This is a genomic window from Streptomyces sp. NPDC008313 (assembly GCF_042956125.1).
Taxonomy (GTDB): domain Bacteria; phylum Actinomycetota; class Actinomycetes; order Streptomycetales; family Streptomycetaceae; genus Streptomyces.
Map to the genome: position 1 here is coordinate 1 of NZ_JBIBFR010000019.1, position 13,168 is coordinate 13,168.

The 13,168-nt window shown below is 69.6% G+C and carries 12 protein-coding genes; 5 read left to right on the top strand and 7 right to left on the bottom strand.

Features of this window, described 5'->3' with window-relative positions; genetic code table 11:
- Nucleotides 1–90: 90 nt before the first annotated feature.
- The 5 genes from ACFY93_RS24245 to ACFY93_RS24265 all read right to left on the bottom strand — a co-directional run bounded on the left by ACFY93_RS24245 (nucleotide 91) and on the right by ACFY93_RS24265 (nucleotide 4,333).
- Entirely contained in the window at nucleotides 91–393 is a 303-nt protein-coding gene (locus ACFY93_RS24245; RefSeq protein WP_391362685.1) for a WXG100 family type VII secretion target, read from the bottom strand.
- Nucleotides 394–458: 65 nt separating this feature from the next.
- Nucleotides 459–842, bottom strand: coding sequence for a WXG100 family type VII secretion target (locus tag ACFY93_RS24250; RefSeq protein WP_391362687.1), 384 nt, complete (start codon nucleotides 840–842; stop codon nucleotides 459–461).
- 78 nt (nucleotides 843–920) lie between these two features.
- Nucleotides 921–2,024: a S8 family serine peptidase gene (locus ACFY93_RS24255; protein WP_391362689.1), complete on the bottom strand. Its 1,104-nt coding sequence runs from the start codon at nucleotides 2,022–2,024 to the stop codon at nucleotides 921–923.
- Between the two features lie 198 nt (nucleotides 2,025–2,222).
- A complete protein-coding gene (locus ACFY93_RS24260) occupies nucleotides 2,223–3,812 on the bottom strand; it encodes a hypothetical protein (protein ID WP_391362691.1) in 1,590 nt (529 codons plus the stop codon).
- A 50-nt stretch (nucleotides 3,813–3,862) separates the two neighbouring features.
- Nucleotides 3,863–4,333, bottom strand: a complete 471-nt coding sequence (locus tag ACFY93_RS24265) for a hypothetical protein (protein WP_391362692.1) — start codon at nucleotides 4,331–4,333, stop codon at nucleotides 3,863–3,865.
- A 518-nt stretch (nucleotides 4,334–4,851) separates the two neighbouring features.
- Between ACFY93_RS24265 and ACFY93_RS24270 the strand changes: the two genes are divergently transcribed.
- Genes ACFY93_RS24270 through ACFY93_RS24280 form a run of 3 tightly spaced genes read left to right on the top strand, consistent with a single transcriptional unit; the run spans nucleotide 4,852 to nucleotide 7,879 of the window.
- Nucleotides 4,852–5,289, top strand: coding sequence for a hypothetical protein (locus ACFY93_RS24270; protein ID WP_391362693.1), 438 nt, complete (start codon nucleotides 4,852–4,854; stop codon nucleotides 5,287–5,289).
- An 8-nt stretch (nucleotides 5,290–5,297) separates the two neighbouring features.
- A complete protein-coding gene (locus tag ACFY93_RS24275) occupies nucleotides 5,298–7,340 on the top strand; it encodes a hypothetical protein (RefSeq protein ID WP_391362695.1) in 2,043 nt (680 codons plus the stop codon).
- Nucleotides 7,341–7,366: 26 nt separating this feature from the next.
- Nucleotides 7,367–7,879, top strand: a complete 513-nt coding sequence (locus tag ACFY93_RS24280) for a hypothetical protein (RefSeq protein WP_391362697.1) — start codon at nucleotides 7,367–7,369, stop codon at nucleotides 7,877–7,879.
- On the opposite strand, the gene mycP is transcribed toward ACFY93_RS24280, so the two are convergent.
- Nucleotides 7,876–9,198, bottom strand: a complete 1,323-nt coding sequence (gene mycP, locus ACFY93_RS24285) for a type VII secretion-associated serine protease mycosin (protein WP_391362699.1) — start codon at nucleotides 9,196–9,198, stop codon at nucleotides 7,876–7,878. The genes ACFY93_RS24280 and mycP overlap by 4 nt on opposite strands.
- Nucleotides 9,199–9,212: 14 nt before the next feature.
- On the bottom strand, nucleotides 9,213–10,739 hold the full coding sequence (eccB, locus tag ACFY93_RS24290; protein WP_391362701.1) for a type VII secretion protein EccB: 1,527 nt from the start codon (nucleotides 10,737–10,739) through the stop codon (nucleotides 9,213–9,215).
- A gap of 195 nt (nucleotides 10,740–10,934) precedes the next feature.
- Between eccB and eccE the strand changes: the two genes are divergently transcribed.
- Both eccE and ACFY93_RS24300 read left to right on the top strand, forming a co-directional pair.
- On the top strand, nucleotides 10,935–12,272 hold the full coding sequence (gene eccE, locus ACFY93_RS24295; protein ID WP_391362703.1) for a type VII secretion protein EccE: 1,338 nt from the start codon (nucleotides 10,935–10,937) through the stop codon (nucleotides 12,270–12,272).
- The gene (locus ACFY93_RS24300; protein ID WP_391362705.1) at nucleotides 12,272–13,126 is read left to right on the top strand and encodes a hypothetical protein; all 855 of its coding nucleotides are present in this window, start codon (nucleotides 12,272–12,274) and stop codon (nucleotides 13,124–13,126) included. The genes eccE and ACFY93_RS24300 overlap by 1 nt, the downstream gene beginning before the upstream one ends.
- Nucleotides 13,127–13,168: the final 42 nt, after the last annotated feature.

Sequence of the window (13,168 nt, forward strand, 5' to 3'; positions counted from 1 at the left end):
GACCCTCGACAAGTCCCATCGTTGCAGGTCAGGAGCACTCTCCGCTTATTTGATCAAGCCTCGGACACCCCATCTCGTGAAAGCGCGAGGCTAGGCGAAGTAGCTCGCGCCCTTGATGTCCCCGCCCCGGTAGTCACCGCCGGCTTCGTGGATCTTGTGGCCGATGGCGATGAGTGCGTGGTGGATGGCGTTCGCGTGGGTGTCCCACTCCTTGTGCTGCCGGGTGAACGCCTCGTGCGCCTCACCGCCCCACCCGTCGGCGATCTTCTTCACATCGGCTTCGAGCGCCTTGATGTTGGCCTCGAACTGCTTCGCCAGGTCACCCAGTTCGGTCGTGAGTGCGTCCAGGCCGCCGTAGTTGACGGCGAGATCCCGGTAGTGAGCGTCGGTCATGGTTGATTGCCCTATCTGGTCGGTGGTGGGTTAGGGAAACGTCGCGAAGCGGCTTACGCCGCCGCTCAGTAGCTGCTGAGAGCCGAGTTCTTCCCGCCCAGGTCCTGCACGTCGATCTGGTGGATCCGCTGGTGCAGTTCCTCCTCGAGGGCGTCCTTGTCCTTGCGGTTGAGGTCGACGCCATCGAGGACCTTCTCGAGCATGCGTCCGATCTTCACGACGTGCTCGTTGATTTCCGTCTGCTTCTTGTTGAACGCACCCGCGCCGAGACCCGACCAGTTGTTCTCGAGCATGTCGATCGTCCCCTGGAGGCGGCCGAGCAGGCCCTTGATCGTCTCGTACCTCTCGATGATCCCTTGTTCCAGCTTGAATACTTCAGCGCTGTCGAGCTTGCGGCCACCGGCCATGCCTGCACTCCCTTTGTCGTAGCTGGGCTTCGTCTTCCTCACGCGTCACCGGGTGATGAGGCGCTCGTTCTCTGCTGCCGCATGGCCTGCCTCTCCCGTGCGGCAACAGTCGTCCTGTGGTCATGCGCCTCGCCGTGAACGCACCACCGCGAAGGCGGCTCCGCCGATCAGCACGACGGCCGCCACTCCCCCGAGCGCCCACCACATCGTGTCGTCGTTGTCGTCGGAGGACTGGGCACTTGATTCCGCCGCCACCTGGCTTCCCGCAGCGTCCTTCGAGGGCTTCGGGGAGTGTGACGCGGAGGTGGACGGCGATGCGTCCCCGGCACCGGCCGCCCCCGGAGTCTTCTCGTCGGTGAGCGGGTCGACATCCGCGGCGCCCGGCTTGCCCTTGCCGTCCAGGAGCACCTGCCCGGGGCGGATCAGGCCGTACCCGAGGTACTTGCTGGGCCGGTCCTTCGGCCAGTCACGCCCCGCGGTGTCGATCATGACGCGGAGAACCTGGTTGGCCGTCCAGTCGGGGTGAGCGGACCAGATGAGGGCGGCGGTGGCGGAGGTGATGGCGGAAGCCGCACTGGTTCCGTTGTCCTGGCAATGGGACTGGAAGGTCGCGTCGCACCAGAACGGAACGTCCAGGCCCGGCGCCGCCAGGTCCACGTAGGCGCCGGATTCCGAGAACTTGCCTACAGTTCCCTCGTCATCAGCCGCGGAAACCCCGACCACTCGCGGGTAGGCAGCCGGGTAGCCGATGAAGTTTTTCTTCTGAGCGTCGTTCCCCACGCTCGCGAACATCAGTTTCCCTTTGGACGCGGCATACGCGATTGCCGCTTTCTCGTCCGGGTCGACAAAATCCCGTCCGAACGACATATTGATGATCTTGACGTCACTGTCGGCGACTGCCCTGATAACCGCATCCAGGCTAGGACTTTTCCGCTTCTCCGCCTTGTTCTTCAAACCTGTGGTGACAATGCGATACGGCACGATCTTCGCACCCGGAGCAAGGCCTCTTATACCGCTCCCGGCTCCAGTACCTGCAATCAGTTCGGCCACACTGGTTCCATGTCCGGCGTAGTCCTCGGTCACGTGGTACGAAACCTTCTTCGGGACCTCGTCGACAAGAACCTGTCCCCTCAGCGATGGAGTGTCAGGATTGACTCCCGAGTCGATGACAGCGACCTTGACACCTTTGCCGGTGCTCACCTTCCACAGGTTGTCGGCTTCCATCGCGTCCAAGTACCACTGCCGGGACCGGACGTCGTCGGCCGTTGCGTCAGGAACTGGTCCCACAACCACGGCTGCCAGAGCCCCGAATGCTGCGCACACGGTAGACAGCCACCTTCCGGTACGCCTGGCGGAAGGTGTGACCCAACTGCCGCGTCGGTGCGTCCCTGACCTCATGCCTCGGTACATCCTCGCTCGTGTTCAGTCGGTTGCCGGTGATCCGTCACGCCGCTGGCTCTCTTGGTTTCGAGGGTCGTCTCGCTCATTTCGTCGAGCAACCTGCCGCTGGCTCCCTGCCGTGGACCGACCTCGTGGCTCACCGATCACACCGTCGCCACGGCCCGCCGAGCGGCGCCGGGACTGCCCCGTTCCCCTGTCGGTTGCTGGGCTGGCGGCACCGACCACTCCTCGTTGCCCGATGCTTCCAGATGCCGGGGTACGCGGATTGACGGCGCTCTCGCCTCCGACGACCGCGCCGCGCGGCGTTCTGGAGGTGTTCCTGGTGGGGACGGGCCCCGACGTGGGCTTTCCCCCCACCACACCGTTGCCGCGTCCTGCGCCTGTGGCACCGGGACTGCCGACGCGCCCGTTCGTCGCACCGCCGGCCCTGGGTGTGCCGCCGGTGATACCGCGCCCCATCATGGGTCGGCCCGCGGGTGACGCGTTGCCGCGCGGCGCGCCCTGTCCGGTGGCAGCGACACGGCCGGACGGACCGATGGGGCCCCGCCCCGTTATGCCTCGGCCGGCACCAGGTGTATTGACGGGCCGCCCCTGTGCTGAGGCCGCCTGCTGTGGTCCAGCACGGTACGCCGGTGGAGAACCGACTGGTCCCGACATCACAGGGTTACCGCTGCCGGTGAGGAACGGGGGACTCGTCTCCCCCGTCCCCGACGGGACGCCTTGAGCATGCAACGACGCGCTGGGGGGAGAGCTACCGTTCTGCGGCACCGTGCTGACGCTGTCAATCTCTGTACCCACCTGCCGATCGGGCGAGGACGGGGAAACGTGCACCTCCTGCAGGGAGCGCGTGCCGTCGCTCAAGCGGGCAGCATCGGTACCCGAATGTGGGGAGTGGTGGACGCTTGTGGCGGCATCGACCGTGCCGGCGAGGGTTCCGCTCCCTTCGGCCTTTTGCTTGTCCTGAGGCCCCACATTGAGCGCCGATTCCGCCTTCGGCACCCCCACATCCGGCATCGACTCGAACTTCGGGGGTTCCTGGGTCGCCAGGGTGTCTCTCGATACCGCGTAGAAGGACGCCAGGCGGTTCATCTGGTTGATCGCCTCTTGGCGGTGCTTCTCCGTCTTCAGCGCGGCCGCGTACTCCTCGTTGCCGTCGACCCGTTTCGCCACCGGGATGTCGTCGACCGACTTGGGGTCGGCCCGGTCGTCGCGCGGGGGCATCGCGCTGATCACCGACGCCAGTCCCGTGCCCGCCGCTGTGATCTGGTCGCCCGCGACATCCGCGAAGGTGGACAGGGCGTGCGTGTTGTTGACCAGCTTCCGGCCCCAGCTGCGGAACGCGTCCCCGGATTCGCCGACCCATTCCACACGGTCGATGTGGCCACTGAGCTCGTCGGCGGCCGACTTGATGGCGTCCCGGGCGTCCCAGAGGGCCTTGCCCACGCTCTCCAGGTCCTCCGGCTTCGTCCGGTGGACCATGTCGAGCAGGCTGTTCAGTTCGCAGTCCTCGAAGCTGGAGCGGCCCTGCCGCGCCACGCCGCTGAAGAACGTGCCGTCCAGGAGGTCCGCCATCGCGGTCCTGGCGTCGGTGACGTAGACCTGGGCGGCCACGTCCCGCAGATCTTCCTGGTGCCGCTCGTCGTGGTTCCTGCCGCCGGACATCAGCGATACCCACCCTTGGACGTGTCGTTGTCGGACAGCTTCTCGCGGGGCTTGCCGTCCTTCTCCCGCTGAGTCGTGTCCTCTTCACGCTGGAGCTCGGTCTGGATCTCCCAGAAGCGATGCCGGAGGTCGTCCTCGAGAGCGTTGAAGCCGACCTTGGCGCCCTGTACGGCGATGCCCGTGGCCTCGATCTGCAGGCCCAGCGTCTTGACGAGCGAGGTGAGGCGTTCGTGCACCCGCTCGTACTCCGCGAACAGACCGTCGGCCTCGACGAAGCACACGCTGTCGCTGCGCAGAGAGGTCCGGGCGATCCTCTGGGACCCCACCTTGGTCGCGCTGCCCGCGGAGTTCTCGAACTCGGCCAGAAGGGTGGTCACCCGCTTCTGGAAGGCCGACAGGACCTCATTGCCGGCCTTCAGGTTCGCGGCCCTGGACGCGGAGACGCCCCCCACCATGTCCGCAGGAAGCACTATGCCTTCCCTCCCCGTTTCGCTGCCCCTCGTCCGGCTCGCGGCGCACAGCCCCCGAACGTTCCTTTCCGCAACGCCACCACTCTAGTCACCTCCTGTGACAGCCCCAACTGCCCTCTGCCACAAGCCGGTCGCCACCGGGCGAAGCTTCACCCTTCCTCCACCGCGCCCCTGCCCCACGCGCTACGGCCATCGTCTCAACGACCCGTCGAGAGGCTAGACGGTCGACGGGCGGTCGGCATGAGTACGGCTACTCAGTCAAGGAAGTTCCTCACCGCCGACCGCGCCCGCCTGGACGGCGATAACCGGCCAGCGCGAACACCGGGGCCGTTGCGGTCGCGCACGGTCCTTCGTCCCGCGTCCCACGAACGGGTGGCATCGCGACGCCCCGTTGCCCTGTCCGGGCAGGGCGGCTCGTACGCGGCTCCCCTTTCGCGCCGCCTCCACGCGCCACGCTCTGGCTACGCTTCGGATCGCTAATGTGACCGTGAGTGAAGCGCCGAGGGAGGAGTCCTGCCATGACGTGGGACGAGTGGGAGCGGGCACGGGGGCGGGTGGCCGGGCGAGAGGGCAGTGAGCGTGCGGACGCCGTTCCCGGTCTGCGGCAAGGACCCGCCCAAGGGCGGCCTGATCTCGCCTCCAGCCCCTCGGAGAAGAAGGCCGCCGCCCACGCCATCGAGGAGCGTCTTGAACCGGACACCAGGAAGGCCGGGGAATGGGCCGATCAGGAGACCGCCGCCGCGGTGAAGGCCTTCGGCGCCAAGGACGGTGACGGCTGGGCGACATCGAATGCCTTGAAGAAGGCGCACGCGGCATGGGGTGATCAGGTCAAGGCGCTGCTGGACCGGCTCGGGTCCGAGAAGCGGGCGCTCGGGAACACCGCCGTTCTCTTCCAGAAGACCGACATCGGGGTCGGTGCCCAGCTGCGCCGGCCGTCCGGGCTCGACCGGCTCTAGGAGGAACCATGCCGACCTATCACGAGATCATGACCACCGACCTCTCCGCCCTCACCGCTGCCGCCGACCGCTGGGACGGCATGGCCGCGGAGTTCGGGAAGCGGGAAGCACATTATGGGCGGGCCGTGCACGGGGTCTCCATGGGGCAGTCCTGGCAGGGACTCAGCGCCGATGCCGCCAACGCGCGGTTCGACATCACCCTCGAACAGTTCCGGGCCGCCCAGACCGAGGCGAGAGCACTCGCCTCGCTCCTGCGCGACGCCCACACGCAGTTCGTCGATCTGCGCGGTGCTGTGCGGGCCGTTCGGCAGGCCGCCTTCGACGCGGGCATGAGGGTTTCCGAACGGGGCGTGGTCTCCCACGATGCCGACCGGCAGGGCGGGAAGGGCAAAGCTACGGCTACGGACGCGGCCTCTTGGCAGCAGCGTCTCGATCGGGCGGTCCGGGCGGTGGGGGACGCCGATCAAGGGGCCGAACTCGCCCTGGCGGCCGTGGTCGTGGACGCGGACGTCTGCGACGGCACGCTCAACGGCTTCAACTCCCGTGCTCTCGGCGACATCGAGAAGTACGAGGCCCGGGCAGCCGACGAGATCGCCATGAGACTGAGCGGCGGTGCGGATCTGCCGGGCAGCGACATCGCGGAGTTGCGGCGGGTATTTCGCGACAACGGCGACGACAAGGCGTTCAGCCGTACGTTCCTCGACGGACTCGGAGCCGGCGGGACGATCAGGATGACGAACCGGCTCAACGACCTCATCCATGCCCGGGGCGGCAAGCGGAGCGGCGATTTCTCCGCCATCGAGTCCGGGCTCGCCCGCACGCTCGCCACGGCCACGCGGGACACCAGGTCGGGGTGGTACAAGGGCTGGCGCGCCGATATGCGGAAAGCGGGGGGCGAGCGCATTCGGACCGCGTTCCACGACGGACGGCTCGACAAGGTCCGGGGATATCAGTCCCTGGTCACGCTCATGGGGAAGGGGCACGGGTACGCGCCTCAGTTCCTGGAGGACGTGAGCGACGACATCATCGCGGCGGAGAGGAAGAACCCCGACGTGTGGGACATGAAGGGCCCGTACAGCGGTAGACGCGGGGGCTGGTTCGCCAACGACCCGTTGGACGGCGTACTCGGCGTCATGAGTCATGATCCGGACACCGCGGCGGCCTATCTCAAGTCGGACGACCGGATGAAGTACCTGATGGAGGAGCGGGACTGGAAGGTCGTCGTCCAGGAGCGGGACGGTACGAAGGTCTCCACGTACAGCGATGCACTGGACGCTGACGACCGGGCGGGCTTCGGAGCGGCGCTCCAGGCGGCGGCGACGGGGATCGATCCGTCCGACAGGCATGGGGTGTTCGTCCCCCATTCGAAGGACAACGACGCGGTCTTCAGGTCGTCCCTGAAGTATCTCGCCGCCAACGGGGACGACTTTCCTGCCTCACTGCGGGAGCCCGTCGCCAGGATTCTCGTCAACCACGGGGACACGGTTCACGCCGCCGCGAGCAGCGTCGACATGTCGGATTCTCCGGTCCCGCAGGACCGGCTCTTCGAGGTCATGAAACAGGTGTCCAAGGACCAGCATGCCTACGGCGAGCTCAATGGCGGGCTGAATCGGACGATGGTCGCCGAGATCCATGAGCCCGGTCAGAGGAATCCGGAGGATTCCCTCATCCGGGCGGGCAGGACCGTCGGGTTCCTGGAAGGAAGTCGTGCTCAGGCTCTCGGCGACCCGGACACCGCCGCCTGGGACGACAAGTGGATCTTCGACAGAGCCATCAGCTACCTGCCGGTCGGCAGCGACGACGTGCAGCAAGGGTTCGACTACGTGACGGACAAATGGCTCGCGGACGAGCAGCAGCGCCTCGACGAGAGAGCGGAGGACCGCAGCATCAGCATCTACCGCAGGAGAAACGGCCAGCTCATGGCCATCGCCGGAGAATGGCAGAAGGCGCATCCCGGCTCGGGGGGCTTCGCTGCCCAGACCACCATCGAGCGGGCTTCCAATGACGGGCTGGCCCGGTCTACCGGGGTTTCGGGCCAGGGGGCGAGTTGAGTACCCGACACGTCCGCGCTGCTCGCTTGGCCACGCTCGCCTTGCTGATGACCACTGCTGCGGTCTCGTGCGGCGCTCGGTCGCCGGATCGCCGTATCCCTTCGTCACTTTGCGGGACGCCTGTCGACGAAGATCTTTCCAGGCCCCTCTTCCAGTCGCCGGGGGAGATCACCGAGTGGAACCGCGTGGACCGGGCTGCCGCGGGCTCATCCTGGTGCGTCCTGCTCGTGGGCAAGCGCGAGGCCCTCAGCTTCAAGTTCGCCTGGCACGGGGGAAGCATGGACCCCCTTGCCGCCGCGTCGCCCGACAACTCGGTCACCGGTTTGCAGAACGCCCACCGCATCGACCTCGCTGACGACGCGGTACTCGCCGACGACGGTGCCATCGCCACCACACACTGCAAGACCAGCGGCGGGGACCACTTCACGCTCGCCATCAAACTGCACCAGGGCGTCAAGAATCGCCCTGAGCGGAAAGACATCGAACGGTTCATGCGCGCCTACATGCCCGCCACCGTGAAGACCCTCGGCTGTGGCTAAGCGTTGTCCCGGGGCCTGGTGAGGGGGCCCCTTCTGCGGCGGGCGTCGCGGGTGGCTATCGCGGCGCCGGTGAGGCCCGCGACCAGGACTCCGGCGGCCACCGCCGCGTACGTGGCGAGGCGGGTGTTGCGTTCGTCCGGGGTCTCGCCGAGCTGGAGCTCGGCGGGGGTGGGGGCCTCGGCCCGGGTCAGGCCTTCGTGCGGGTGGGGGGACTCGACGGGGGCGTCGTCCTCCGTGAGCGCGCGGACGGGGTCGACGACGCCCCAGCCGACCAGGCGGTCGTGCCCGGCGATGGAGCGTTCCGCGGTCTGTTCGATCTGGGCGACGATCTCGCGGCCGGTCCAGTCGGGGTGTTTCGCCTTGATGAGCGCGGCGACTCCCGCCACGTACGGGGCGGAGAAGCTGGTGCCGTTGTCGGAGCAGTGGCCGCCCCGGGGGACGGTGGAGATCATGTCGACGCCGGGTGCCGCGACGTCGACGGTCTCGTCGGACTGGGAGAAGGGGGCGCGTTCGTTGTTGCGGTCGGAGGCGGCGACGGCGAGGACGCCTTCGTAGGACGCCGGGTAGGTGCGCTTGACGTTGCCGCCGAGCCCGTCGTTGCCGGCGGAGGCGACGACGACGATCCCCTGGGCCAGGGCGGCGTCCACGGCGTCCTTCAGGGCGGAGCCCGGCTTCACCGCGTTGGACGTGTCCTGGGAGATGTTGATGACGTCGGCCTTGGCCCGGATCGCGTAGCGGATGGCGTCGGCGAGGGTTTCGGCGGTGCCGTGGCCCTCCGCGTCGTTCTGCTGGATGGGGATGATCGTGGCCTGGGGGGCGAGGCCGACGAAGCCGGTCTTCTCGGCGGGGCGGGCCGCGATGATGCCGGCGACGCGGGTCCCGTGGCCGACGGTGTCCGTCGTGCCGTTCTCCTTGCCGCGCGGGACGGGGTCGCCGTTGTCGTCCTTCAGCTTCCGGGGAAGGAGGTTGCGGCCGGCGCCGGTGTCGACGGCGTGGGTGAGCTGGGGGTTGTGCACGTCGACGCCGGTGTCGATCACCGCCACGCGTACGCCCTTGCCCTTGGACTGGCGCCACAGTTCGTCGAGGAGGACGCGCTGGAGGGACCAGGGGCGGCCCGCGTACTTCTTGTTGGGGAACGTGCACTGGCCGGTGGACGTGTCCGCGGAGGCGGGGGACGCGAGGACCAGCGGGGCGCAGGCGAGGGCGGCGGTCGCCGCCGTCGCGGCCACCCTACGGAAGACGGCCACCGTACGGAGGACTGTCACCGTATGGAGAACGGCCACCGTACGGAGGGGGCGTGGGGTGGGTTCGTACGCCATGGTCGCCCTCCTTCCTACGAGCCCTGCGGCTGGCGGGCCGCCGTGGTCGACAGGCGGGGGCCCGTGGACAGGAACGAGGACCAGGCGACGGGGATGCGGGCCGGGTCGACGTCGGCGTATCCGAGGCGGGTCTGGGCGAGTTTCGCCTCCTGCTGGAGGTCCTTGCGCTCCTTGGCCGTGGTGCCGATGCCCGCGTCCTCCTTGTCGCTGTCGGCGTTGGACTGCATGGCGTACCGCAGCCCGGTGTCGGTGACGAGGAAGACGCCGCCCGCCTCGGTCTCCTTGCCCTGGAACTGGCGGTAGAGCTGGCCGGACCCGGGGGTGACGTAGGCGCTGGAGGAGCCGGTGGGCAGGGTGGCGGGGAAGTCCGTACCCGCCCAGGTGCTGAGCGTGGTTCCGCCGTCGTCGCCGACGTCGCGCAGGACGTTGCAGACGGTGTTGCGGCTGCCGTGCGAGGAGTCCGCCTCGTTGACGGCCTTCGGCCAGTGGCTCGGCCAGTGGTGACCGGCCGCGAACTCGACCGGGCTGGGGACGAAGGCGCCCGCGCTGACCTCGATGGCCTTGCCCGCCTCCTTGCCGAGGCTCGTCAGGGCACGGTCGGACAGGAGCAGCTTGGCGGTGAAGTCCGAGACGGGGGCGACCTTGCCCTGTTCGACGACGTAGTACTGCTCGGTGGCGCCGTCGAGGGCCCTGAGGACGATGCCGACCCGGTTGGCCCGGGCGGGCAGACTGCCCTGGACGCCCGCGTCGGCGCCGATCCGCCCGTCCACCTTCGGGAAGCCGACGGGATCACCCTGATGGAGGGTCTCCATCCACTCGTCCGACACCTTTTGGGGGGCGCGTCCGGCGCCGACGGTGGCGCGCAGCAGCAGTTCGTCGTCCCTGTCGACCTCGTACGCGGTGCCGCCGGCGTCCACGATGTAGCGGGTCCCGTCCGGGGCGGCGACGTACATCATCTCGCCGCCGTGCAGGCGCTCGGTGCCCTCGGTCCGCTTCATGTCACGGGAGGCGAGGACGAACGCGGCCTTCTGGATCGACCTGCCGCCCGCGCCCGGGCGCTCGCACACGGCCCAGCGCTTCGGGGCGCCCGCCTCCTTCCCGGAGGGCAGCCGGTCGGGGGCGTACGGGATGCCGATGGTGACGCCGTGCGGGATGTCGCCCTTGTCGAGGACGGACTCGTCGACGGTGACGACCTCGCCCTTGCCGGGGACGAGGAGGAGTTTCGCGGAGGCCATGTTGAGGACCGGGTGCAACTGGACCTTGCCGTCGGTCCTCAGGACGACGTAGCGGGTGGTGGAGTCGCTGGCGATGATCACCTTTTCGCCGGGCGTGTCCCAGCCCTGCGGCGCGGTCGGTTTGAACATCCCCCACGCGCCGAAGACGGCCATGATGACGACACCCACGATGGTGCCGGGGACCACGGCGCGCAGCGGGCGCGGTGCCCCTTCCTCCGAGCCGTCGGGCGACGACTGGACGAAGGCCGCGAGCATGCGGCGCTTCGCGAAGGTGTAGGCGTTGAGCTGGTCCCGCCGAGATGCCATGTGTGCCTGAGTCTCCCCGTGTCTCGCCTGGGCGGCGCTCGGGGGTCACCGTCCCCGCCCTCCGTTGTCAGACCGGGCCCCTACTATGCCTGGTGACGGGAGGGGTCTGCGGAGCGGGTAGGGTACCGGGGCCTCAAGGGCCCTGTGCGGCGGGGCGATTGCAGTGAGTCGTGAGGAAAGCGGGGGGACGAAGTGATGGCTTCCGGACCGCGGACGCGGTCGCGTGACCGGTCCGGGACGCGGGGCACGGCGGCGCCTCTCCCCCAGCCCTCCGGCCGACGGCCGCACGCTCCGGCCGCTCCTCCGGCGGCGGCCGCCCCGCACCTCGGATCGCGTGCCGGGAGGCCCGGATCGTTCCGGCTGCAACGGATCGTACTGATCGAGATCGCGGCCGCGGTGCTGCTCGCCGGGTGGGTGGTCGGCCCGCTGGCGCTGGCCCCGGCGGCCGTCGTGGCGGTCACCCTGGTGCTGCTCGCGGTCGTACGGCGGCGTGGACGCTCCCTGCCCGAATGGCTCGGTACGGCGCGGGCGTTGCGGGCGCGGAGGCGGCGGGCCGCCCAGTCGCCGGTGCCCGCGGGGACGGAACCAGGGCTCGCTCCGGCCGTGGAGTGCGACCCGAGCCTGCGGACCTGCACGTACGGGGGCAGGGACCAGCGGCCGGTGGGACTGGTCGGGGACGGCACGTTCTTCACCGCCGTGCTCCAGGTGGAGGCCGACGCGACCGCGCTGCGGGCGGAGCGGAGCCGGCAGCCACTGCCGCTCGGGCTGGTGCGGGACGCTCTGGACGTCGACGGCATCCGGCTGGAGTCGGCGCAGATAGTGCTGCACACCCAGCCCGCACCCGCGCTGCATCTGCCCCGGCAGTCCGTGGCCGTCAGCAACTACGCCCCGTTGCAGGCGCAGACCGGTGCCCCCGCCGTGCGGATCACCTGGATCGCGCTGAAGCTCGATCCGGAGCTGTGCCCCGAGGCCGTGGCCGCGCGCGGCGGAGGGCGGACCGGGGCACAGAAGTGCGTCGTGCGCACGGCAGATCATCTGGCGAGCCGCCTTACCGGGGCGGGTTTCAGGGCGACCGTGCTCAACGAGGAGGAGTTGACCGCGGCGCTGGCCACCTCGGCGTGCGCCGACCCCCTGGTGACCGCGGAGGCGGGCCGCGGCGACCGTCCGGAGCGGCGGACTGAGGAGTCGGGCCGCAGCTGGCGCTGCGACGGCCGTCGGCACACCACGTACTGGGTGCGCCGCTGGCCCTCGCTGGGCGGCGGCACGGGACCCTCGTTGCCGCAACTGGTCGGACTGCTCACCGCCGTCCCCACCTTGGCGACCACCTTCAGTCTGGCGCTGCGGCCGGGCGAGCGTCAGGAGGTGTCGTTCTGCGGCCACCTGCGCGTGACCGGTCGTGACGACGACGAACTCGTCGCGGCGCGGCGCGCGTTGGAGGACGCGGCGCGACAGGCCGGTGCGGGGCTCGCCCGGCTCGACCGCGAGCAGCTGCCCGGTGTGCTCGCCACGCTCCCCCTCGGAGGTGCCCGCTGATGGCCACGACCAGCCCGCGCACGACGGGCCCCGCGGGGGCGCACGGACAGGCGAGGACGATGAACGGAGCTCCCCCGCCCGGCGGACCGACGGCGGTGCCCGGGTCTCCCGACGTGACGGGGGACCCGGCGCCCGGCGGGCGTCCACGGGGCCTGCTGCGCAGCGGGTTCGGGCTCATCGGTCCCCGGCACGGACGGCATGCGCTGTCCGCGGAGCAGTTGGACGCGCTCGCGCTGCCCATCGGGGACGACGGTGTGGTCATAGGGGTGGACGCCGAGGGCCGGCCGGCCGTGCTGGGGCTCAACCGGCCCACGCCGTACGACGTCGTCCTCATCGGCGGCCTGTGGACCGCGCAGGTGCTCGCGCTGAGGGCGGCGGCCACGGGTGCGCGGGTGGCCGTGGAGACCGGACGCCCGCAGTCCTGGATGCAGATGGTGCACGCCATGGGCGGCGGGCAGAACGGGATGTCCGTGCACGACGTCGGCCGGGTCCCGCCGCAGGGCGCCTCGGCGGGCAGTCCCGTGCTGGTGGTCCGCGACTGCGGGATGCGGCCGCCGCGCGGGCGGGTGGTCTCCGGGCCCTGGCAGTCGGTGCTGACGCTGCTGCCGTATCTGAGCCCGGTGGCCCCTCGACTGCTGCGGCAGGCGCGGCTGGTGGGTGTCCAGCGGGTGTCGCCGGACGAGGCCGCGGAGATCGGGCGCACGATGGCGCTGCCCCGGGCGGACGTCGAGTCGCTGCCCACGCTCGTCGACGGCGTCACCCTGTGGTGCGCCGACCGCGATCGGCAGTACGTGATGACGCAGCCGACGGACTCCGAGACGGGCTTGTTCGGTATGCCACGAAGAATGGACTGACGAGGGCGGGCCCGAAGGAGCCTCTTTGCGAGGGGTATTGGA